21 protein-coding genes and 1 tRNA gene are annotated in these 23,127 nt (G+C 63.9%); all 22 read left to right on the top strand.

What is annotated here, in order from left to right; all coding sequences use genetic code 11:
• Nucleotides 1–229 precede the first annotated feature (229 nt).
• The 22 genes from QRN52_RS09300 (at nucleotide 230) to QRN52_RS09405 (ending at nucleotide 23,067) form a co-directional block, all read left to right on the top strand.
• Entirely contained in the window at nucleotides 230–664 is a 435-nt protein-coding gene (locus QRN52_RS09300) for a MarR family winged helix-turn-helix transcriptional regulator (protein WP_284752447.1), read from the top strand.
• Between the two features lie 32 nt (nucleotides 665–696).
• Nucleotides 697–1,128 (top strand): organic hydroperoxide resistance protein, encoded by a 432-nt coding sequence (locus tag QRN52_RS09305; RefSeq protein WP_284752448.1) that lies wholly within the window; start codon nucleotides 697–699, stop codon nucleotides 1,126–1,128.
• Entirely contained in the window at nucleotides 1,125–2,144 is a 1,020-nt protein-coding gene (locus tag QRN52_RS09310) for an NADP-dependent oxidoreductase (RefSeq protein ID WP_284752449.1), read from the top strand. The genes QRN52_RS09305 and QRN52_RS09310 overlap by 4 nt, the downstream gene beginning before the upstream one ends.
• A 328-nt stretch (nucleotides 2,145–2,472) precedes the next feature.
• Entirely contained in the window at nucleotides 2,473–3,579 is a 1,107-nt protein-coding gene (locus QRN52_RS09315; protein ID WP_284752450.1) for a BMP family lipoprotein, read from the top strand.
• A gap of 163 nt (nucleotides 3,580–3,742) precedes the next feature.
• Complete coding sequence (locus QRN52_RS09320; protein ID WP_284752451.1) at nucleotides 3,743–5,293, top strand: ABC transporter ATP-binding protein; 1,551 nt, start codon at nucleotides 3,743–3,745, stop codon at nucleotides 5,291–5,293.
• A complete protein-coding gene (locus tag QRN52_RS09325; RefSeq protein ID WP_502869703.1) occupies nucleotides 5,286–6,659 on the top strand; it encodes an ABC transporter permease in 1,374 nt (457 codons plus the stop codon). Before QRN52_RS09320 ends, QRN52_RS09325 begins: the two co-directional genes overlap by 8 nt.
• The gene (locus QRN52_RS09330; protein ID WP_284752452.1) at nucleotides 6,656–8,185 is read left to right on the top strand and encodes an ABC transporter permease; all 1,530 of its coding nucleotides are present in this window, start codon (nucleotides 6,656–6,658) and stop codon (nucleotides 8,183–8,185) included. Before QRN52_RS09325 ends, QRN52_RS09330 begins: the two co-directional genes overlap by 4 nt.
• Nucleotides 8,186–8,187: 2 nt before the next feature.
• Nucleotides 8,188–8,598 (top strand): cytidine deaminase, encoded by a 411-nt coding sequence (locus tag QRN52_RS09335; protein ID WP_269993192.1) that lies wholly within the window; start codon nucleotides 8,188–8,190, stop codon nucleotides 8,596–8,598.
• Nucleotides 8,595–9,905 (top strand): thymidine phosphorylase, encoded by a 1,311-nt coding sequence (locus tag QRN52_RS09340; RefSeq protein ID WP_284752453.1) that lies wholly within the window; start codon nucleotides 8,595–8,597, stop codon nucleotides 9,903–9,905. Before QRN52_RS09335 ends, QRN52_RS09340 begins: the two co-directional genes overlap by 4 nt.
• Nucleotides 9,906–9,971: 66 nt before the next feature.
• Nucleotides 9,972–10,622, top strand: a complete 651-nt coding sequence (locus QRN52_RS09345) for a DedA family protein (protein WP_284752454.1) — start codon at nucleotides 9,972–9,974, stop codon at nucleotides 10,620–10,622.
• 235 nt (nucleotides 10,623–10,857) lie between these two features.
• Nucleotides 10,858–11,547 (top strand): DedA family protein, encoded by a 690-nt coding sequence (locus QRN52_RS09350; RefSeq protein ID WP_284752567.1) that lies wholly within the window; start codon nucleotides 10,858–10,860, stop codon nucleotides 11,545–11,547.
• A gap of 28 nt (nucleotides 11,548–11,575) precedes the next feature.
• On the top strand, nucleotides 11,576–12,730 hold the full coding sequence (locus QRN52_RS09355) for an adenosine deaminase (RefSeq protein ID WP_284752455.1): 1,155 nt from the start codon (nucleotides 11,576–11,578) through the stop codon (nucleotides 12,728–12,730).
• 139 nt (nucleotides 12,731–12,869) lie between these two features.
• A complete protein-coding gene (locus QRN52_RS09360; RefSeq protein ID WP_284752456.1) occupies nucleotides 12,870–13,508 on the top strand; it encodes a MazG nucleotide pyrophosphohydrolase domain-containing protein in 639 nt (212 codons plus the stop codon).
• Nucleotides 13,509–13,601: 93 nt separating this feature from the next.
• Nucleotides 13,602–14,882 carry a phosphopyruvate hydratase gene (eno, locus tag QRN52_RS09365; protein ID WP_284752457.1) on the top strand — a complete coding sequence of 427 codons (1,281 nt, stop codon included), beginning with the start codon at nucleotides 13,602–13,604 and terminating at the stop codon, nucleotides 14,880–14,882.
• 158 nt (nucleotides 14,883–15,040) lie between these two features.
• Entirely contained in the window at nucleotides 15,041–15,775 is a 735-nt protein-coding gene (locus QRN52_RS09370; protein WP_284752458.1) for an FtsB family cell division protein, read from the top strand.
• 56 nt (nucleotides 15,776–15,831) lie between these two features.
• The gene (locus QRN52_RS09375; protein WP_502869704.1) at nucleotides 15,832–16,548 is read left to right on the top strand and encodes a DUF501 domain-containing protein; all 717 of its coding nucleotides are present in this window, start codon (nucleotides 15,832–15,834) and stop codon (nucleotides 16,546–16,548) included.
• Nucleotides 16,545–17,501 (top strand): Ppx/GppA phosphatase family protein, encoded by a 957-nt coding sequence (locus tag QRN52_RS09380; RefSeq protein WP_284752459.1) that lies wholly within the window; start codon nucleotides 16,545–16,547, stop codon nucleotides 17,499–17,501. The genes QRN52_RS09375 and QRN52_RS09380 overlap by 4 nt, the downstream gene beginning before the upstream one ends.
• A 16-nt stretch (nucleotides 17,502–17,517) precedes the next feature.
• Nucleotides 17,518–18,906 carry a S8 family serine peptidase gene (locus QRN52_RS09385; protein ID WP_284752460.1) on the top strand — a complete coding sequence of 463 codons (1,389 nt, stop codon included), beginning with the start codon at nucleotides 17,518–17,520 and terminating at the stop codon, nucleotides 18,904–18,906.
• Between the two features lie 72 nt (nucleotides 18,907–18,978).
• Nucleotides 18,979–20,424: an NAD(P)/FAD-dependent oxidoreductase gene (locus QRN52_RS09390; protein ID WP_284752461.1), complete on the top strand. Its 1,446-nt coding sequence runs from the start codon at nucleotides 18,979–18,981 to the stop codon at nucleotides 20,422–20,424.
• Between the two features lie 133 nt (nucleotides 20,425–20,557).
• Entirely contained in the window at nucleotides 20,558–21,478 is a 921-nt protein-coding gene (locus QRN52_RS09395; RefSeq protein WP_284752462.1) for an N-acetyltransferase, read from the top strand.
• A 43-nt stretch (nucleotides 21,479–21,521) separates the two neighbouring features.
• Nucleotides 21,522–21,595: transfer RNA gene (locus QRN52_RS09400), tRNA-Leu, on the top strand.
• 242 nt (nucleotides 21,596–21,837) lie between these two features.
• Nucleotides 21,838–23,067: a branched-chain amino acid ABC transporter substrate-binding protein gene (locus QRN52_RS09405; RefSeq protein WP_284752463.1), complete on the top strand. Its 1,230-nt coding sequence runs from the start codon at nucleotides 21,838–21,840 to the stop codon at nucleotides 23,065–23,067.
• Nucleotides 23,068–23,127 lie beyond the last annotated feature (60 nt).

Genomic DNA, 23,127 nt, shown 5'->3' on the forward strand with positions numbered 1-23,127 from the left:
CGTGGGTCGATCGGTGGACGCTCGCTCACTAACGTGGGTCGATCGGTGGACGCTCGCTCACTCTTGGTTGAAAGGCCGGGGATCCTCCTGCGGATTATCTGCAGGAGGATCCTGTCGTTTGGGCTTGTTTGTGAGCGGGGGTTGCCGGGGGTGGGCTTGTTTGTGAGCGAGCGTCGCACTGGAGTCAATTGAATTGTGCACAATTTAATTGTGAGCTATCGTTATTCCCATGAGTGAAGCCCCCCGCCTCGACCGCCAGGTCTGTTTCGCGCTCTACTCCGCCTCGAAGGCCGCCACGGCGGTCTACCGGCCGGTGCTGGACGAGCTTGGACTGACGTATCCGCAGTATCTCGTGATGCTGGTGCTCTGGGAGAACGAGCCTCGAAGCGTCCGGGAACTGGGTGCTGAGCTGGGACTCGATTCGGGAACCCTGTCGCCGCTGCTCAAGAGGCTTGAAGCTTTGGGCCTCGTGGAGCGCCGGCGTTCAGCCGAGGACGAGCGCCGCGTCGAAATCCACCTGAGCGATGCCGGGCGGGACCTCAGCGCCCGGGCCGGGGCTGTTCCGCAACGGCTCGCCGACGCCGCGGGCTTGAGCGCCGCCGAGCTTGCTCAGCTTCACGACACCTTGGGCCGGCTTACGGCCGCCCTCCACTCAGCCATCTGATCGTCCATCCCATAGAAGGAAAAGGAACCACAGTGAAGACTCTGTACGTAGCCGAGGCGCTTGCCTCCGGTGAAGGCCGCGAAGGCAACGCACGCACCAATGACGGCAAGCTGGACGTCGCTCTCGCCAGCCCGGTGGAACTGGGCGGGAGTGGCCAAGGCACCAACCCTGAGCAACTCTTCGCCGCCGGATACGCGGCATGCTTCCACTCGGCGCTCAGGATGGTGGGACGCAAGGCCCGCGTGGATCTCAGTGATTCCGCTGTGGCCGCCAAGATCCACTTCGGTGCCCTGGAGGACCGCGAAGGGTATGGGCTCGCCGCCGAACTCGAGATCGCGCTGCCCGCCCTCGACCGGGAAACAGCGGAGCAACTCGTGGCCAAGGCCCACCAGATCTGCCCCTACTCCAACGCGACCCGCGGGAACATCGCCGTCGACATCAAGCTTGTGGAGGTGGCGGCATGAGCACGGTACTTCCCAAGAGCACCCGCGAAATCCGGCTGGCATCCCGCCCGCAAGGACGCCCTGTCAAGGAAAACTTCCGCCTGGCGGAGAGCGATCTGCCGGAGCTTCAGGACGGCCAGGTCCTGGTCCGCAACGAGTTCATGTCGGTCGACCCCTACATGCGCGGCCGCATGAACGACGCGAAGTCCTATTCGGCACCTTTCCGGCTCGACGCAGCGCTCGACGGCGGTGCGGTGGGTGAGGTGATCGCGTCCCGTTCCGAGACGCTCAAGGTGGGCGACGTCGTCGTGCACCCGCTCGGCTGGCGCGAATATTCCGTGGTGGATGCGGCAAGCGCGACGCCGGTTCCGGCCGGCCTGGCACCGACGTCGGCATTCCTCGGGGCGCTCGGCATGACAGGCCTGACCGCGTACGCCGGACTGCTCAAGGTGGCCGAGTTCAAAGCCGGGGACGTCGTCTTCGTTTCCGGTGCCGCAGGCGCAGTAGGCTCGATTGTCGGCCAGATCGCCAAAGCCATGGGCGCCTCCAAGGTGATCGGCAGCGCCGGTTCCCCGGAGAAGGTGGCGCGCTTGCTTGAACTCGGCTTCGACGTGGCCTTCGACTACCATGACGGACCGGTGGCGAAGCAACTCCATGAGGCGGCGGGGGAGCGGGGCATCGATGTCTACTTCGACAACGTTGGCGGCGAACACCTCGAGGCTGCCCTCGCAGTCCTCACTGTGGGCGGACGCGTAGCAATGTGCGGCGCCATTTCGCAATACAACTCCACAGAGCCCACACCGGGCCCGCGCAACCTGGCCGTGGCTATCGGAAAGCAATTGACCCTGCGTGGCTTCCTCGTAGGCGGCCAGCGCCAGCACGCCGCCGAGTTCGCCGGGAAGATGGCCGGATGGCTGGCCGACGGAACGGTCCGCTACGACGAGACGATCGTCGACGGGCTCGAAAACGCGCCGCAGGCCTTCATCGACCTCCTGGACGGAGCCAACACCGGCAAGATGCTGGTCCGCCTGTCCTGAGGGATTCCCGGCGCGAACTGGCGGCAGATGCCCGCAAAAGGCGATTTTTGGGTCATCTGCTGCCAGTTCGCGCGCTTGGGAACGGGCATCCTAGAACCGTTGGCTGGGAGTACCACTACTGCTTGGTAACAAAAGCTCAACAATCTTCGGGTTGTTGGGCTTTTGTGTTACCCGGGTGTGTTCAATCCCACTAAAGTTGTGCCATCAGTGCGCCCTAGGCGCAGTGCTGCGAAGCATCAGTGAAAACAGAATTTCAGACTCGAGTTTTCGAAACGGACACTCATTGACCAACTGTCGTAGCATCAATCACTTTCTTCCTGGAGGAAAATTGAAGCAATCACTGCGTGCCACACTAAAGCGCGGTTCATTTGCGGGCGTCGCAACTGCGGGCGCCGCTGCACTTTTGCTGGCAGGCTGCGGTAGCGCACCGTCTGCTTCGAGCTCGGGCAGCGCCACCAAGTCGGACTACACCGCATGCATGGTGTCCGACTCCGGCGGCTTCGATGACAAGTCGTTCAACCAGTCAGGCTTCGAGGGCCTTCAGGCGGCAGCCAAGGACCTGAGCATCCAGGAGAAGCACGTCCAGTCCAAGGCCGACACGGACTACGACCCCAACCTTCGTTCCATGGTCCAGCAAGGCTGCAAGCTGACGGTTACGGTCGGCTTCCTCCTGGGCGACGCCACGAAGAACATTGCGACGGCGAACCCGAACAGCCACTTCGCCATCATCGACTACTCGGACCCCACCTTCCCGAAGAACGTCAAGCCGATCGTCTATGACACGGCCCAGGCCGCCTTCCTGGCCGGGTACCTCGCCGCCGGCACGTCCAAGACGGGCAAGGTTGCCACCTTCGGTGGTCTCAATATCCCCACCGTGAGCATCTTCATGGACGGCTTCTCTGACGGAGTGAAGTACTACAACCAGAAGAAGGGCAAGTCCGTCCAGTTGCTTGGCTGGGACAAGGACAAGCAGGACGGAACGTTCGTCGGCGACTTCAAGCAGGTCGACAAGGGCAAGGTCCTCACCCAGGGATTCCTGGACCAGGGAGCCGACGTGGTCCTTCCCGTCGCTGGTCCGGTTGGAGCGGGCGCCGGAAGCGCCATCCTTGACGCCAAGGCAAAGGGCACGGACGCAAAGCTGATCTGGGTCGACTCGGACGGCTACCTGACCGCACCCGCCTACAAGTCGGTCATCCTGACCTCGGTCCAGAAGACCATGGCGACCGCCGTCGAAACGGTCATCAAGGCCGACAAGGACGGCAAGTTCGACCCCAGCCCCTACGTTGGCACGCTCGACAACGGGGGCGTGGCGCTTGCCCCGTTCCACGACCTCGACTCCGCAGTGCCGGCCGACATGAAGAGCGATCTTGACCAGTTGAAGAAGGACATCATCTCCGGCGCAGTCAAGGTCGAATCGAAGTCCAGCCCCAAGTAATCATCCGGGCTAAACCGCGTCGCGCTGCCCTTCAGCCGAGTTTTGGCAGAAGGGCAGCGCGTTCTGCGTTGCCTTCAATTTGCTCTTCGACACTCCTTTGCCGAGCACTATGCTGGGAGCACGGTGATGACGAGGAGCCATCCTTTATAGATGGGTTGGAGTTTTGAAACTCGAACTGAAAGGGATCACGAAGCGCTTCGGATCCCTCGTAGCCAATGACCACATCGATCTCGTGGTTGAGCCGGGCCAAGTCCATTGCCTCTTAGGCGAAAACGGCGCCGGTAAATCCACCCTGATGAATGTCCTTTACGGACTCTACGACCCCAGTGACGGCGAAATCCTGGTCGACGGAAAGCCGGTCGTTTTCAAGGGTCCCGGCGATGCCATGGCGGCAGGGATCGGAATGGTCCACCAGCACTTCATGCTGATTCCGGTATTCACCGTCGCCGAAAACGTCGCATTGGGAAACGAAGCCACCAAAGCGGCCGGTTTCCTGAACCTGGACGAAACCCGCCGCAAGATCTCCGAGATTTCCAAGCAGTACGGATTCCACGTGGACCCCGATGCCCTCGTGGAAGACCTTCCCGTGGGCGTGCAGCAGCGGGTCGAGATTATCAAGGCGCTCGTGCGCGACGCCGAAGTCCTGATTCTCGACGAACCGACCGCGGTTCTCACTCCGCAGGAAACTGACGAACTCCTGGACATTATCCGGCAGCTCAAGGCCGCAGGAAAATCAATTGTCTTCATCTCCCACAAACTGCGTGAGGTCAAGGAAATTTCGGACATCATCACGGTGATCCGGCGGGGCAAAGTGGTGGGCTCGGCTGATCCTTCCGCGTCCCCGACGGAACTCGCTTCGGCGATGGTGGGCCGGGCGGTCAGCCTGACCCTGGAAAAGAAACCCGCCCAACCGGGCGAGGCAACCTTCAAGGTCCGGGACCTGACGGTTGTCGACCACAACGGCCAGCATGTCGTGGACGGGCTGAGCTTCGACATCGCCAAGGGTGAAGTGCTTGCCATCGCCGGTGTCCAAGGCAACGGCCAGACGGAGCTCACGGAAGCCATCCTCGGCGTCCAGCCCCACGTCACCGGGTCCATCGTCCTCGACGACGTCGAACTGCTCGGCAAGACCGTCAAGCAGGTCCTATCCGCCGGCGTCGGGTTCGTCCCCGAGGACCGCAAGATCGACGGCCTGGTAGGCACGTTCTCGATTTCCGAGAACATGATCCTGGACCTGTACGACAAAGCGCCTTTTGCCCAAGGCATCGGCATGAAACCGGCCTTGATTGCTTCCCACGCGGAGAAAAAGGTCGAAGAGTTCGATGTGCGGACGCCGTCGATCGACGTCGCGGTGGGTACGCTCTCCGGCGGCAACCAGCAAAAAGTGGTCCTCGCAAGGGAGCTATCCAGGCCACTGAGGCTCTTCATCGCATCGCAGCCCACCCGCGGCCTCGACGTCGGATCCATCGAATTCGTGCACAAACGGGTCATTGCCGAACGGGACAACGGTACTCCCGTGATGATCGTGTCCACAGAGCTCGATGAAGTGCTCGAACTCGCTGACAGGATCGCCGTTCTCTACCGCGGAAAACTCGTCGGGATCGTTCCCGCCGGTACCTCCCGCGATGTGCTGGGCTTGATGATGGCAGGCGTTCCGGAACACGAAGCAGAACTGACTGCGCACAAGACCCTCGAGGGAGGAACACATGTCTGAGTCCAACACCCCTCGACAGGAAAACGAGGTCGAGCCGGAGCGCCCGGAAACTTTGAATGACGACGTCGTCCTCGATGTCGCGCTGGACACGGCAGACGGTGCAATGGCCCCGTCAGTCATCCCGGCTACCAGCCAAGGCGGACAGATCCCGCACGCCCCCGGTGGCTCGGTCTTCCGGCAGATCGTGACCGGAAACGCCATGGTCTCGGTGTTGTCCGTGTTCCTCGCGATTGTGCTCGGCGGAATCCTGATGGCCGTGACCAACCCCAAAGTGGCTGAAACGGCAGGCTACTTCTTCGCGCAGCCGGGGGACATGCTCACCGAGGTCTTCAGGCCCTATGTGGCACTCGTCCAGGGTTCGATATTCAACTGGGCCGGGGCCGACGCCGCAGCCCAGCTGTACCCGATCACTGAAACCCTGACGGTGTCCACGCCGCTGATCCTGGCAGGACTTGGCGTGGCCTTGGCCTTCCGTGCGGGACTGTTCAACATCGGTGCGCAAGGCCAAATCATCTTTGGCGCCCTGTTCGGCGCCTACGTGGGATTCACTTGGCACTTGCCGTTCCTGGTTCACTTGCTGCTCGTGATCGTTGCCGGATTCATCGGCGGCGCGGTGTGGGGCGGCGTCGTCGGCCTCCTCAAGGCCCGGACCGGTGCGCATGAGGTCATCGTGACCATCATGCTGAACTACATCGCGAACTTCCTGCTCCTGTTCCTCCTGACCACCCCTGCATTCCAGCGCAAGGGTTCGACCAACCCGATCTCGCCCTTCCTGGACCAGTCGGCACTGTTCCCGGAGTTGCTCGGGCCGCAGTTCAGGCTCCATGCCGGCTTCCTCCTGGCAGTGCTGGCAACGGTTTTCGTCTGGTGGCTCCTGAAGCGCTCCACGCTCGGCTTTGAATTCCGGGCCGTGGGCGCCAACCAGAGCGCGGCACGCACCGCTGGAATCAACGTTCCCCGCGCCGTGATCCTCGTGATGGCGATTGCGGGGGCGCTTGCAGGCCTGGCCGGCATTGCGCAGGTATCCGGAACGGAGAAATACCTCTCCGGAGGCGTCGCGGCCTCCATCGGATTCGATGCCATTACCGTCGCCTTGCTGGGGCGTTCGACGCCGTGGGGAACCTTCTTCGCAGGGCTTCTGTTCGGCGCGTTCCGTGCGGGAGGCGTCGCGATGCAGGCTGAGACCCAGACCCCCATCGACATCGTTTTGGTCATCCAGTCCTTGATCGTCCTCTTCATTGCGGCACCGCCGCTGGTGCGCGCGATCTTCGGACTGAACCCGCGGAAAAAGAAGAAGGCCACTGGCGGCCCCGGCTCCGGAACCATCCCCTCCGGAAAAATCGAGAGCGGAGCTGCAACAGCATGAGCACCACCACAACTCAGCCCGGCGGTGGCACACCCGCCGGTAGCGCCCCGGCGAGCCCCGGAAAAACGGCTGCCACCGAACTGGTGAGCTGGAAGGCCGGAATCGGGCTATCCCTGCTCGCAATCCTGGGAACCGTGCTTTTCGGGTTCATGTCCAATTCGAAATCGGCAGGCTTCGGCATTGCCGAGGCGGCCAATGAAGCCGCCTCGAGTGTTGCCGCGTTGGTCACGTTCGTCCTCGCCCTCCTGCTTTCCGTCGCACTCGGATACCTGTGGTTCGTCCGCCGTCGTTCGGGCCTGGCATCAGGTTCAGGCGCAGTGTCGGGTTCAGGAACGGTACCGGGTTGGTTGCCCCCGTCCACCGTCGCCGCCGTGGTGGTCCTCGGCCTGGCCGCGCTGGGAGTGGCGAAGGTTTCCAAGATCACGCTTCCTTCCGCGGCCATTGGCTGGATCGCTTCGGTGATTCTCCTGGGCCTGGCCGGCTACACGGTGTACCTCACCCAGGCGAAGAAGGCCACGCCCCGCTGGGTGGGCGGTACGTTTGCCGCAGTGTTCCTCATCGGGTTCATGGTCTGGATCGTGGCCGGCGGAAACGGCGATGAGCCGTCGATCTCCCTCGCCGGACTGATCGCAGGATCCGTAACCTTGGCCGTGCCCCTGGTCTTCGGATCCCTTTCCGGCGTCCTGTGCGAACGCGTCGGTGTGGTCAACATTGCCATTGAAGGGCAGCTCCTCCTGGGAGCGTTTTCCGCGGCCGTTGTTGCCACGGTGACGCACAATGTCTACGCCGGGCTGGTCGCGGCCGCCGTCGCCGGAGCGCTGGTTTCCTTGGTCCTGGCCGTGGTCAGCATCAAGTACCTCGTCAACCAGATCATCGTCGGCGTCGTTCTCAACGTCCTCATCAGTGGACTGACGAGCTTCCTCTTCTCGACGCTGCTGACGGCCGACCCGGATGGGCTCAACAAGCCTGGGCGCTTGCCTCCGGTGGACATTCCCTTCCTGTCCGATATCCCCGTCATCGGCCCCATCCTGTTCCACCAGTCCCTCGTGGGCTATTTGATGTACATCGCCGTGATCGTGGTCTACCTCGGCTTGTTCCACACGAAGTGGGGACTGCGCGTGCGGGCCGTCGGCGAGCACCCGCAGGCGGCCGACACCGTGGGCATCAACGTCAACCGGACCCGTTTCTGGAACGTCCTCATGGGCGGTGCGATCGCGGGCATTGGCGGCTCGTTCTTCACACTGGTATCCGTGGACGCGTTCAGCAAGGACATGTCCGGGGGCCGCGGGTACATCGCCCTGGCGGCGCTGATCTTCGGGCGCTGGAACCCGATCGGCGCCTTCCTGGCCGCGTTGCTTTTCGGTTTCGCGGACAACCTCCAGAGCGTCATCACCATCATCGGATCGCCCGTGCCGAGCCAGTTCATGGCCATGCTGCCTTACGCCTTGACGGTCTTCGCCGTCGCTGGATTGGTGGGCAGGTCCCGGCCGCCGGCGGCTAGCGGCATACCGTACGTCAAGGGCTGACCGTGGCGGTCACGGATACCGAAGTGGACTGGGCGGCCCTCGAGGCCGCCGCGGTCGCCGCCATGGGGAAGGCCTACGCTCCGTATTCGAAGTTCCCGGTGGGGGCCGCTGCCCTCACCGAGGACGGGCGGATCGTCAGCGGCTGCAACGTCGAGAACGCCAGCTACGGACTCACATTGTGCGCCGAGTGCGCCTTGGTGGGAGACCTCCATATGGGTGGCGGCGGCAGATTACGGGCGTTCTATTGCGTCGACGCCAAGGGCAATGTCCTCATGCCGTGTGGCCGTTGCAGGCAATTGCTGTATGAATTCCGGGCACCCGGCATGCAACTCATGACAACGCAAGGCATCAAGACCATGGACCAAGTGCTGCCGGATGCCTTCGGTCCCGACAACCTGGAGGAGAACCGGTGACACAGACTGAAGCGTTTGATGCCGTCCAGATCATCAGCATCAAGCGGGACAAGGGCACCCTGAGCCCGGAACAGATTGACTGGACCATCGATGCCTACACCCGCGGCGTCATTGCCGACGAGCAGATGGCGGCCCTGAACATGGCGATCCTGCTCAACGGGATGGACCGCGCCGAAATCTCACGCTGGACCGAGGCGATGATCGCCTCGGGCGAGCGGATGGACTTCTCCAGCCTCCGGCGTCCCGACGGCGGCATGAAAGCCACCACGGACAAACACTCCACCGGGGGTGTCGGGGACAAAATCACGCTTCCGCTGGCGCCGTTGGTGGCGGTCTTTGGAGTGGCGGTTCCCCAGCTTTCCGGCAGGGGACTGGGCCACACGGGAGGCACCCTCGACAAGCTCGAAGCAATCCCAGGTTGGCGGGCGAACCTGAGCAACGAGGAAATCCTGGCCCAGCTGCAGGACGTTGGTGCCGTCATCTGCGCCGCCGGCACGGGTTTGGCGCCAGCGGACAAGAAGCTCTATGCCCTGCGCGACGTCACGGGCACGGTGGAAGCCATTCCCCTGATTGCCTCGTCCATCATGAGCAAGAAGATCGCCGAGGGCACGGGGTCCCTTGTGCTCGACGTGAAGGTGGGTTCCGGCGCGTTCATGAAGGATGAAGCCCGTGCCCGCGAGCTGGCCGAAACCATGGTGGCCCTGGGCAAGGACGCGGGCGTCAATACGGTGGCCCTCCTGACCAACATGGGCACCCCGCTGGGCTTGACTGCGGGCAATGCCATCGAGGTGGAGGAATCGGTGGAGGTGCTTGCGGGCGGCGGCCCGGAAGACGTCGTCGAGCTGACCATCAGGCTCGCCGAGGAGATGCTTGCCTGCGCCGGAGTGCACGACGCCGACCCCGCGGCCGCCCTCAAGGACGGCCGCGCGATGGACGTCTGGAACCGCATGATCGAAGCCCAAGGGGGCGATCCGCGTGCCGCACTGCCGGTGGCCAAGGAATCCGAGATCATCCCGGCGCCGGCCGACGGCGTCCTGGTGGAGCTCGACGCTTTGTCCGTGGGCGTGGCGGCGTGGCGTCTCGGCGCCGGACGTGCCCGGAAGGAGGACGTCGTCCAGGCCGGTGCAGGGGTGCGGATGCACGCCAAACCGGGTGCCTTGGTCCGGGCGGGGGAGCCACTCATGACCCTCCTGACCGACACCCCGGAGAAGTTCGAAAGGGCCAAGGAAGCCTTGGAAGGAGCCGTACTCATCGCGCCGGAAGGCTCACGGCCTGCGCAGCGGCTCATCATCGACCGGATCTCCTAGGCTGGTCTCCCGGGCATTTTTGGGATGCCCGGGAGACAATCCCTGCGGCCATTCGTTAGGAAGACCGTGCAAGCCATCAACGACTTCATCCTCGCGGCAGCCGGGCAGCCCTGGGTTTTGCTTCTCGTGCTTGCCTGCTGCGTGATCGACGGATTCTTCCCGCCCATTCCCAGCGAGTCGGTGGTGGTGGGACTCGCGGCCGTCTCCGCGACCGCAGGGGTACCTAACGCATGGCTGCTGATCCTCGTGGGCGCCCTCGGGGCTTTCACGGGAGACAACATCGCCTACTTGATCGGCCGCAAGATAGGTGTTCGACGCTGGCGGTGGATGCGTTCCCAAAGGATGCAGGGCGCCTTCCGTTGGGCTGGGCGGGAACTTCGACGCCGGGCAGCGTCTCTGATCATGGTGGCCCGGTTCATCCCCATCGGCCGGGTGGCGGTCAACCTCACAGCCGGTGCAACCCATTTCTCGCACGGCATGTTCGTGGCACTCACGGCTATGTCTGCCGTTCTGTGGGCCAGCTACTCGGTGGCCATCGGTTTGTTCTTCGGCCAGTGGTTCGAACACAACCACCTGCTCGGAGCGATCATCGCGATCATCGCGGCCGTCATCCTGGGAATCATCGTGGACCGGGTCATCAGCAAAGTCCGCGGTGCCACGCCCGCCACCGAAGAGGACGAAGAAACCGGAGAGCCCGAAGAGGAACCCGTCATATAGCGAGGCGGAGCCAAGGTGGCGGATCTCCTCCTTGAGTATGACCCGCTTGGCTCCGGAAGATCCCTCCACGGGGGGATGCTTCCATTCCACCTTTGGAGCTAGCCTTAAATTGTGTTCTCCGCGGCTGGGGCGTAGCGAACGACGCTCCGGCCGTGGGACACTGGATAGCGATCTGTGTCACGCAACCGTGTGACTTTCCTTGAGGAGCAATGCCTGCGTGGAATTCATGAACCACATGCTCGAGCATGCCGCCGGGCAACCGTGGATCTACCCGGTGCTCCTGGTTTTCTTTTTCATCGACGGCTTTGCCACGATCCTTCCCAGTGAGACCGCGATTGTCGGGCTCTCGGCTTTGGCAATGCACCGGGGCGAGCCCAATCTGTGGCTCCTCGGCGCTACGGCCTTGGTCGGTGCTATGGCCGGCGACAACACGGCCTACATGCTGGGCCGCAAGATCGGCTTGGACCGCTGGAAATGGATGCGCAAGCCGAAGGTCCAGAAGATGTTCGCCTGGGCACACTACGAGCTGGACAAGCGCGGCGCAGTCCTTATCTTCACCGCCCGGTACATACCCTGGGGCCGTGTGGCGGTGAACTACGTCGCCGGACAGACTGGATTCCGACACAAGACCTTCTTCTGGCTGGATGCCTTCGCCTGCTTCACCTGGGTAGGCTATTCGATCGGCGTTGGATCCCTTGCCGGCCACTGGGTGCACAACAACCCGCTCCTGGGCGTCGGGATTGCCGTGGCATTCGCCGTGGTGCTCGGCGTCATTGTGGACCACACCTTGCGTTGGTGGCACAAGCACCTCGAAAAGAAGGACGGCGAGAAGAGGGAAGCAGCTTCCGCGGAAGCAGCCGCAGCCGACGCAGCCACCGCGGTTAACGCGACGGCCGGCGTCGACCGCTCAAACCCTGCTGGCTAAGCTTCTTCCGTCCCCCTAGAGTTGAGTGGTGACTGAGCCCATTGTTGATGCCGCCCCTGCCCTTGACTTCGACCTGAAGAGCCTGCCGAAGGTTTCCCTTCACGACCACTTGGACGGGGGACTGCGCCCGGCCACCATCATCGAGCTGGCGGAGGCCGTCGGCCACACCCTGCCTTCCACGGATCCCGTAGCGCTGGGCCAGTGGTTCCGTGAGTCCGCGGACTCCGGTTCTTTGGTCCGATACCTCGAAACCTTCGACCACACGATCGCTGTCATGCAGACCAAGGAAGGCCTGGCGCGCGTCGCCAAGGAGTTCGTTGAGGACCTGGCTGACGACGGCGTCGTCTACGGCGAGATCCGTTGGGCACCTGAACAGCACCTGCAGAAGGGCCTCACCCTCGACGAGGTTGTGGACGCGGTCCAGGAAGGGCTCGACGCCGGCGTCGACGCCGTTGAGGAGTCCGGCCGCCAGATCCAGGTGGGCCAGCTCATCACGGCGATGCGGCACGCGGACCGCGGCCAGGAAATTGCCGAACTCGCCGTACGACACCGCTACAACGGTGCTGTCGGCTTCGACATCGCCGGAGCCGAAGACGGCTTCCTGCCTTCCCGTTTCAAGGACGCCTTCACCTACCTGGCCGAGCACAATTTTCCGGCTACCGTCCACGCCGGCGAAGCCGCGGGCCTGGACAGCATCCAGTCCGCCCTCGTGGACGGCCGTGCCCTGCGCTTGGGCCACGGCGTGCGCATCGCCGAGGACATCACCGTTGAATTCGAAGATGCCGAGGGCGAAGAAGCCGACGACGACGCCGAGGACACCGTTGGCATGGTCACCTTGGGTGAGGTGGCCGGCTGGGTCCGCGACCGCGGAATCGCGCTGGAGATCTGCCCCTCGTCCAACCTGCAGACCGGCGCAATCGCGAACTTCGGCGAAGGCATCGAGAACCACCCGCTGGACATGCTGTACCAGCTGGGCTTCAACGTCACCATCAACACGGACAACCGGCTCATGAGCGGCGTGACGCTGACCGATGAATTCGAGCTTCTCGTGGAGACCTTCGACTACGACCTCGACGACCTCCTCGAACTGACCCTCAACGCTGCCGAGTCCTCGTTCCTGCCGTTGGACGAAAAAGAAGCGTTGGTGGAGTACATCAACGACGCCTACGCCAACCTTGGCTAAACAAACTCCCGCAGGCGCAGCCTCTGAAAGTCCCATGACAGTGCTCGGTGGGCCCACGGCAGCCGGGGTCCCCGGCCGAGCTTGCGAGGTTGGGGAGCTGCTGGGGAGAATTGCCTCTTTGCGAGAGCACTGTCCGTGGATGGGTGCGTTGACCCACGAATCGCTCGTCGAGTACCTGATCGAGGAAGCGTACGAAGTGGTCGATTCGATCGAAGCCGGTGCGTCCGGTTCCGATACTGCCGACGAACTCCGCGGCGAGCTGGGCGACGTGCTGCTTCAAGTGGTACTCCACGCCCGGCTCGCCGAGGAGCAAGGACAGTTCACCTTCGACGACGTCGCCCGCACCATCACAGAGAAGATGGTGCGGCGCAATCCGCATGTCTTCAAGCCGGACGGATCCTTGCAGGATTCCTTCCCGGCCACCGTGGAGGAGATCGTCGAAAAGTGGGATGCCGTGAAGAAGGCCGAAAAACCCGGGCGTTCGGATCCCTTCGAAGGCATTCCACCCCACCTTCCTGCCCTCGCGCTCGCGCAAAAGTCGCTTGACCGTGCCGAGCGCGCGGAGCGCTCGGGCGGCCCGGAACGCAGCAGCCGTCCAGTCGCGGCGGTGGAGGTTCCCGACTCCGAAGCTGCGCTTGGAGACTTGCTGCTTGCCGTCGTCGCGGGCTCGCGGGAGAAGGGTTTCGACGCCGAAAGGGCCTTGCGCGGTGCCGTCCGCCGCTACCAGGGGCGGGACGGCGAAGCCACAAAACGTGAGGAGCCCGACGCTGTTCCGTAACGTTGGCCTGTCTCGACTAGGCTAGTGGCGACGAGGACGTCGAGAATTTCCCTCAAGATTCCCAGTAAATCGCTTCACCATAAGGAGCAGTCCATGGCGCTTATCGATGCCATCCACGCCCGCGAGATCCTTGATTCCCGCGGAAACCCGACAGTAGAAGTTGAAGTTCTGCTTTCCGATGGCCAGATCGGCCGCGCGGCAGTTCCCTCCGGTGCTTCCACCGGCGAGCACGAAGCCGTTGAACTGCGCGACGGCGACAAGGGCCGTTACCTCGGCAAGGGCGTCCAGAAGGCCGTTGACGCGGTCATCGACGAAATCGCCCCGGCCCTGATCGGCTTCGACGCCACGGACCAGCGCAGCATCGACCAGGCCATGATCGACCTCGACGGCACCCCGAACAAGGGCAAGCTCGGCGCGAACGCCATCCTCGGTGTTTCCCTCGCCGTAGCCAACGCAGCCGCCGCCTCCGCGGACCTGCCGCTGTACAAGTACCTGGGCGGCCCGAACGCCCACGTCCTGCCCGTCCCGCTGATGAACATCCTCAACGGTGGCTCCCACGCCGACTCCGACGTCGACATCCAGGAATTCATGATCGCCCCCATCGGCGCCGAGACCTTCTCCGAAGGCCTGCGCTGGGGCGTTGAGGTCTACCACAACCTCAAGTCCGTCCTGCAGGCCAAGGGCCTCTCCACCGGTCTCGGCGACGAAGGCGGCTTCGCGCCGAACCTGCCGTCCAACCGCGCCGCACTGGACCTGATCGAGGAAGCCATCAAGAACGCCGGCTACACCCCGGGCAAGGACATCGCCCTCGCGCTGGACGTCGCCTCCTCCGAGTTCTACAAGGACGGCGCCTACCAGTTCGAAGGCAAGGCACTCTCGGCCACCGAGATGAGCGCCTACTATGCCGAACTCGTCGCAGACTACCCGCTGGTCTCGATTGAAGACCCGCTGGACGAAAACGACTGGGAAGGCTGGAAGACCCTCACCGAGACGATCGGCGACAAGGTCCAGCTGGTTGGCGACGACCTCTTCGTCACCAACCCGGTCCGCCTGCAGCAGGGCATCGACGCCGCCACTGCCAACTCCCTGCTCGTCAAGGTCAACCAGATCGGTTCCCTGACCGAAACCCTGGACGCCGTTTCCCTGGCCCAGCGCGCCGGTTACACCACCATCACCTCGCACCGCTCCGGCGAAACCGAGGACACCACCATTGCTGACATCGCCGTTGCCACCAACGCGGGCCAGATCAAGACCGGTGCCCCGGCCCGCTCCGAGCGCGTCGCCAAGTACAACCAGCTCCTGCGCATCGAAGAGGAACTCGACGACGCTGCTCGCTACGCCGGCCGCAGCGCCTTCCCGCGTTTCAAGGGCTAGTATCCGCTGAAACAGCTGACCGGTGGCTATGGTGGAAAGACCATAGCCACCGGTTCTGTTTAACGAAATGTGCGAGCACTTCGGGCAAACCGCAGGCTCCGTGAGGCACGCAACGCGCAGCAACCCGCCAGGCAAGCACCAGGCATTACAGGAGTGTCATGGCCACCCGCCGCCCCAAGGTCCCACGGGCAGATGCCCTGGGCCGCTCGCCCCAAAAGAACCCCGACGGCGGCCATGTCATCCGTGCCGACTTCGGCGAGTCCCGCAAGGCAACCGCCCAGCAAGAGACCCAAGTTCAAGTCGGGTCCAGGGCGCCGTCCAATTCCAAAGCCGAAGGCAGCACCCAAAGCAAGGGCCAGCCTGGCTCCAAGACTGGTTCTGCCGCGAAATCGGGACGTTCGCTTCCGGGCGGGCCGGGCAACACCCCGGTTGTCGGCAAGGCATCCAACAAAACGTCGGGTGCGGGCTCCGCCCACCCCGAGAAGGACCACAGCGCGCGACCCGTGCCCGCGAAGGCGTTCTCCGGCCGCATGCTTGCCCTGGCCGTGGTGATGATAGCGATCACCATCATGCTCGCGCCGACGGTCAAGATCTGGTTGGAGAAAAAGGCGGAAATCTCCGGCCTGGAAGCCGACATCGCGAGCAAACAGGCCGAGCAGGCCAGCCTCCAGAAGCAGATCACACGGTGGCAGGACCCGAACTACGTGAAACAACAAGCCCGGGACCGCATTAACATGGTTATGCCGGGTGAAGCTGGCTACTGGGTGTTTGGTGGAGATGTTCCCGCCGGCACGCCGGGTGGGAGCACCAGTTCAGGAGCTTCCGGAAGCCCGTCCAACCTGCCATGGGTGGACGGCCTGTGGGAATCCATCAGGCGCTCGGCAACAGACTAGACGCGGTGCCCGCCGCCGTCGCGCCCTGATGGGAGCGGCCAAAAAGGGCAGGAAGGATGGCAGCGCCAGTGGAAGACAACTCGGCACCTGCATCGCAGGAATCCCGCAAGCCATCAGCACATGATCTCGAAATCCTCAGCCGCCAGCTCGGACGGCCGGTGCGCGACGTCGTCGAAATCCCGGCGCGCTGCGTCTGCGGCAACCCGCTGGTCGCTGCAACCGCTCCGCGCTTGAGCAACGGCACCCCGTTTCCCACGGCGTTCTACTTGACGCACCCCGTCATCACCGCTGCCGTGTCGCGGTTGGAAGCCGGCGGGCTCATGAATGAGATGAACGAGCGGCTCACGGCTGACGAGCCTTTGGCTGCGGCTTACAGGACCGCCCACGAAGCCTATCTCCGGGCGCGTGACGAGATAGCCGGACGTGCCGGTACAGGGGATGTTCCAGAGATCGCCGGAGTGTCGGCCGGCGGCATGCCCACCCGCGTCAAATGCCTGCACGTGCTGGTCGGCCAGTCCCTGGCAGCCGGTCCCGGGATCAATCCGCTCGGCGACGAGGCCATCGAGGCGATCAGCGAATGGTGGACCGCGGACCGCTGCTATTGCGACGGCGCGTGGGACAGTGCGGGGGAGGCCCCGTCCAGGGACCTCAGCCGCCACGGACCGCAGGGCTTGCCGGACATCGTGGGCCGTCCCGCCCCCGTCCGCAAATCCAAGTCCTCCCACGCAACAGAGCCATCGGGAGAGCCAGCCGCAGGGGAGCTCAACGTATGAACCGGGTAGCTGCCATCGATTGCGGCACCAATTCGATTCGCCTCCTGATCGCGGATTCCAACGGCGCTGACGCAGGGTCTCCCTTGCGGGACGTTGTCCGCGAGATGCGCGTGGTGCGCCTCGGCCAGGGTGTAGACGCTACAGGCGAACTTGCCCCCGAGGCGCTCGAACGCACCTTCGCGGCAACCGCCGACTACGCCGGGCTGATCCGCCATCATGGTGCCCGGGGCGTCCGTTTCGTGGCGACCTCTGCCAGCCGCGACGCCCGCAACCGGGACGTCTTTGTTGACGGGATCCGTGAACTGCTCGGCGTCGAACCCGAGGTCATTTCCGGCGACGAAGAAGCAGCCCTTTCCTTCGCCGGTGCAAGCAGCGTGCTGCCTTCGCGCGGCAAGGACCCGGTGCTTGTGGTGGACCTTGGCGGCGGGAGCACCGAGTTCGTCCTCGGAGACTCCGACGGCGTGATTGCCGCCAAATCCGTCGACATCGGCTGCGTGCGGCTGACCGAACGGCACCTCCGCAGCGATCCTCCGACGCCGGAGCAGATCGCCGCAGCGGAAGCCGACGTCGACGCAGCCATTGACCTCGTAGCCCGTACGGTCCCGCTGGAGCGGGCCACCGCCGTCGTGGGAGTTGCCGGCTCCATCACCACCATCACGGCACATGCCCTGGGCTTGAACGAGTACGATCCCGCACTCATCCACGGTGCCAGCCTGGACCTGGAGACCATCAGCGACGCCGCCACAAGCCTGTTGGAAATGAGCCGCGAAGAGCGTGCCCGGCTGCCCTACATGCATCCGGGGCGCGTTGACGTCATCGGAGCCGGAGCCCTCGTCTGGCGCCGAATCCTCCAGCGCTTGGCTGAGCTCGGAGGGGGCTCCATCACTGCTGCCACCTCCAGCGAGCACGATATCCTCGACGGCATCGCGCTGAGTATTCTGAGTATTCGTTAATGGTGGGTATTCGCTGATGACGTTGCCACACGGTTGGCGCCGCCGGACAGCATCGGCCGCCCTGGCCGCCATGCTGGCCGGGGGAAGCCTTGCAGGGGCCCTGCTGACTGCGCCTTCGGCGTTCGCCGACTCTTGGCGGGACAAGGAATACTGGCTCAACGAGTACGGCATTTCCGCAGCCTGGCAGGTGTCCAAGGGCGCGGGGGTGAAAGTGGCCATCATCGACAGCGGGGTGGACGGGCAACACCCTGACCTCAAGGGCGTGGTAGTCGGGGGAACCGACGCATCGGGTGCGGGAGATCCGAACGGACAGAAGAGTATCGGGGCCAAGCCTGAGCACGGGACCCTCGTGGCCACGCTCCTGGCAGGGCGTGGACACGCTTCGCCCAGCCCGTCAGGGCCTCCGTCGCCGGCGTCGTCTCCCTCGCCCGGTTCCAGTGTCGGCCCCGACGGAATCGTCGGCGTCGCCCCCGAGGCCCAGATCTTGGCTGTTTCCGCCTGGCTCGGTTCGCCGAATCCCGCGGGCAAGACGGACCAGGAACAGATCCCCGCAGCTGTCCGATGGGCAGTGGACAACGGCGCCAAGGTCATCAATATTTCCCTCGGCAGCACCTCCCCTGATTGGCCCCAAAGCTGGGACGCGGCGTTCCTCTATGCCGAACAAAAGGACGTGGTGATCGTCGCCGCGGCGGGGAACCGGATCGGTGGAAATGTCCAGGTGGGCGCGCCCGCCACGATTCCGGGCGTACTGACCGTGGCAGGACTCGACCGGAACCGCGCGGCCAGCGTCGACGCTTCCTCGCAGGGAATCAGCATCGGCGTCTCGGCACCCGCGGAAAAGCTGGTGGGTGGCCTGCCCGGGGGGAGCTATGAAGATTGGGCGGGCACGTCCGGCTCGGCGCCGATTGTCTCCGGCGTCGCGGCCCTCATCCGCTCGAAATGGCCGGATATGAGCGCCAATCAGGTCATCAACAGGATCGTGTCCACGGCCGAGGATGCAGGGGCGCCCGGCAAGGACCCCATCTACGGCTACGGCATCCTCAACGCCGAGGCGGCCCTGAAAGCCGATGTGCCCGAGGTGACGAGCAATCCGCTGGGATCCATTGCGGACTGGATCCGGGTCCATCGGCGCGGGGACCTCAGCAGCCCTACACCTCAGCCAACGTCAAAACCGAGCATCCCCGCGGCCACCTTGGCCGATCCCACAGTTCCGGCGGCCAAGGCACCCTCGCAATCCGACACGGCGATTCCTGCGGCTGTGGTCATCGGCTTTGGTTCGCTTTTCGTGGCGATCGTTGCGGGCGCCTCCGTGCAATTAAGGCGTGCCTACCGGACCTCCCCGGAACTGCCCGACGAGCCCGCTACCGGCGTGGTGGACATCGTGGAACCGAGCGGCCCGAAATAGCCTCCGACGCCCGTGCGTAGCTTCGGGGAAATAGTTAGTGAAGATTTTCACAAGGTGCTGTACTCTATTGTTATGGCAACCACCCCTGAGCTCATTGACCGTCCCCGTGTTCTCGTTGTCGGCGGCGGATACGTCGGCCTGTACGTAGCACTCAAGCTGCAGAAGAAGATCGCGAACGCCGGCGGAATCGTCACCGTCGTTGATCCCCTTCCCTACATGACCTACCAGCCCTTCCTCCCCGAGGTGGCCGGCGGCAACATCGAGGCACGCCACGCCGTCGTCTCGCACCGCCAGCACCTCAAGCAGACGGAACTCATCCAGGGCCGCGTTACCAGCATCGACCACAAGAACCGCACCGCCGTTGTTGCTCCGGCCGACGGTGGAGAGCCTTTCGAGATCCCCTACTTCGACGTCGTGGTTGCCGCCGGCGCCATTACCCGCACCTTCCCCATCAAGGGACTCGCGGACGAAGGCATTGGCCTGAAGACCATCGAAGAAGCGGTCGCCCTGCGAAACAAGGTCCTTGAGCGCATCGAGGTCGCCTCCACCATGACGGACGCCGCCGAGCGCGCCAAAGCCCTGACCTTCGTTGTCGTGGGTGGCGGTTTCGCCGGTATTGAGTGCATCACCGAGATGGAAGACCTCGCCCGCGCCGCCGTCAAGAACAACTCGCGCATCCGCCAGGAAGAAGTCCGCTTCGTTCTGGTCGAAGCCATGGGCCGCATCATGCCCGAGGTCACCGCAGCCCAGGCCGAGTGGGTTGTTGAACACCTGCGCAGCCGCGGCATCGAGGTCCTGCTCAACACCTCCCTGGACAACGCAGAGGGTAGCCTCAAGCTCATCAACCTGCCGGACAAGACCCCTGCCCAGGAGTTCGAAGCCGACACCCTCGTGTGGACTGCAGGCGTGCAGGCCAACCCGATGATCCGTTCCACCGACTTCCCGCTCGAGCCGCGCGGACGTGTCCGTGTCCTTCCGGACCTCCGCATTGCGGGCGACGAAGGCATCATCGACAACGCCTGGGCCGCTGGCGATATCGCTGCCGTTCCGGACCTCACGGGCAGCGGCCTGCCGGACGGCACCTGCGTCCCGAACGCCCAGCACGCACTGCGCCAGGCCAAGCGCCTCGCCAAGAACCTGTGGGCATCCCGCTGGGACAAGCCCATGGGCGACTACAAGCACAAGAACCTCGGTGCGGTTGCCGGCTTCGGCGAATGGAAGGGCGTTGCCAACATCAACCTTCTGGGCCGTATCGGCCTCAAGGGCGGACTCGCCTGGCTGGCCCACCGCGGCTACCACGGCCTGGCCATCCCCACCGGTGAGCGCAAGGTCCGCGTGATCTTCAACTGGCTCCTGGGCATGACCATGGGCCGGGACACCACCCAGCTGCTCGACCTCGACAACCCGCGTGGAGCCTTCGTGGCCGCGGCAACCCCGGCTCCCAAGCCGGCCGCCGCACCCGCGCCGGCGGCTGAGCCCGCCGAAGCCAAGGCTCCGGTCACGGCCGACGCCAAGTAGCAGCACCCAAGCAGTCCCGCCGACGGCGGCCGTCTCCCACGCGGAGGCGGCCGCCGTCGTCGTTTTACTCCCGGCTCCTGTCCGCGGCGGCTGGGGCGTTATGGTCCGCGACGGCGGGTCCTAGACTTGCAGCATGGCTGGCGAAAGCGATCTTACGACCCTCCTGACATCCATGCATCCCGTGCTTCGGGACGGTGACTACGTGTACGCGTTGTGGCCGCACGGCAAACCGCTTGAGGGCAATATCGAAGCCGCTGTCCGCGAAGCGGAAGGCCTCACGGTGGTCCTGCACCGCGAGGAAGCCGGACGCCTGGGACTGTCCTACGACTTTGTGGCGGCGTGGATCACTCTTCAAATCCACTCTGCGTTGGACGCTGTGGGGCTCACCGCGGCCGTCAGCTCCGCCCTCACGGCAGCCGGGATCAGTTGCAACGTCCTGGCCGGGTTCCATCACGACCACCTGTTGGTTCCAACGGCCGAGCGAGGGCACGCCATGGAAGTGCTTCGACTGCTGGGCCAAGGTGTGGTGCTGCGAACGGAGAGGGAGGCGGACCGCGAGTCCGTGCTTGCGCTCACGGCTGCCGCCTTTTCAACTAGCCCGGTCACCGGGTTGCCCGTTGAAGGAGTCCCGGCCGAAGTAAGGCTGCTGCGGGAACTCTTCGACTGCGATGAGTACCTGCCGGAATTCAGCATCGTGGCAGAGATCGCCGGTGAGATCGTGGGCCACGTCATCAGTACCCGCGGCTGGGTCGGGGAGCTCCGGCTTTTGGGACTGGGCCCCATCAGCGTCCAGCCGCACCTGCAGCGGCGTGGCATCGGATCCGCGCTCTTGCGGGAAACCGCCCGACGGGCCGAAGATGCCGGCGAGCCGGGCATCGCCCTGCTGGGAAGCACCGGATACTATCCCCGCTTCGGGTTTCTTCCCGCACGCGCGCTTGGTGTGATGGCCCCCGACGCCGGGTGGGGAGACCATTTCCAGCTGTTGCGTCTCAAAGCATGGCCCGACGGCGCCGGCGGAACCTTTCGCTACGCCGCGCCGTTCCAAGCGCTCTAGGAGGTCAAGGAGGGGGAGTGCGCTGGGTTACCATTATCCGGGCGCCCCAGTAGCCCAATTGGCAGAGGCAGCGGACTTAAAATCCGCGTGTTGTGGGTTCGAGTCCCACCTGGGGCACGCGCGCGAATTGCGGGCCGTGCCGGCCCCTTCTTTGCGCCAAGCTGTGCCGTGACAAGAATTTAACCCCGCGTTCATCCGAAGAGCTGTCCGGGGCAGCGCGGAGATCCACCGTTATTAGATCCTGACCTGCGTATATGTGTTCTAGGACACATATTTGGTAGTACTCTCATGGAACATGTTCGAAGTGAAAGTGACTTCGGGCGAATGACCACGAATCAGACGCACCGCGGAGGCTATTTATGTACAGGAAGAAAGTCATTTCGGCGATCGCAGCAGCGGCCACTCTTGGCATGCTGGTGGCGGGCTGTGCGAACCAGACCGCCCCTAGCGGCACCGAAACCTCGGGTGGTGGCGGCAGGATCAATATCCCTGCGATTTCCAAAGTCGACGTTCCTGCCGGAGCTGTTTTGCCTGCAGGCGATGGCAAGGGAACATGTCCGTCCACGACAACCATTGCTTATGCCGGTGCCGAGACTGGACCCAACGCCCAGTTGGGTATCAACATTTTCAACGGCATCCAACTGGCCATCAACCAGCACAACGCCGCGAACCCCGGCTGCCAGGTCCAGTTCAAGAAATTCGACACTGAAGGCGATCCGAACAAGGCCACAGGCCCTGTCACGCAGATTGTGTCCGAGCCGGACATCGTCGGCGTGGTGGGCTTGCCGTTCTCCGGTGAGTCCAAGGCCACCGGCAACATCTTCGAGCAGAAGGGCTTGGTGCACATCACGCCTTCCGCTACCAACCCGAGCCTGACCAAGAACGGATGGACCACTTTCTTCCGCGCCCTCGGCAATGACGCCGTCCAGGGCCCGGCGGCAGCAAAGTTCCTCACGGACAAGCTGCAGGCAAAGAAGGTCTACCTGGTCCAGGACGACTCTGACTACGGCATCGGCCTGGGAACCACAACGTCCCAGGCTCTTGGCTCCGCGATGGTGGGGTCCGACAAGGTCGTCACTGGCCAGAAGGACTTCTCGGCAGTGATTTCCAAGATCATGAACGCCAAGGCAGACACCGTCTACTACGCCGGCTACTACGCAGAGGGTGCACCCTTCGACCAGCAGCTGGTCGCAAAGGGATTCACCGGATCCTTCGTGGGCCCGGATGGAGTGAAGGATGACCAGTTCATCAAGCTGGCAGGCGATGCGTCGTCCAACTCGTACTTCACCTGCCCCTGCATCCCGGGCGAACTGATCCCGAGCTTCGAGAGCGAGTACAAGAAACTGGCCAACGCGGAACCCGGAACCTACTCCATTGAAGGTTACGACGCCGTCACGGTCCTGCTCTCGGGCATCGACAAGGGCAAGCAGTCCCGCGCGGACCTCCTTTCCTGGGTCAAGTCCTACGATGCAGATGGCCTGTCGAAGCACTACAAGTGGGACTCAACCGGCGAACTGGCAACGCCTGATGTTTACGGCTACAAAGTTGAGAACGGCAAGATCGTTCCCATCGGCGTCATCGGAAAATAACACCGAGCCCAGATGAATGCTGGGGGTTAGCATCCATGCCGACCCCCAGCATTTCTTTTG

This window comes from Arthrobacter sp. efr-133-R2A-120 (assembly GCF_030209835.1).
GTDB lineage: Bacteria > Actinomycetota > Actinomycetes > Actinomycetales > Micrococcaceae > Arthrobacter.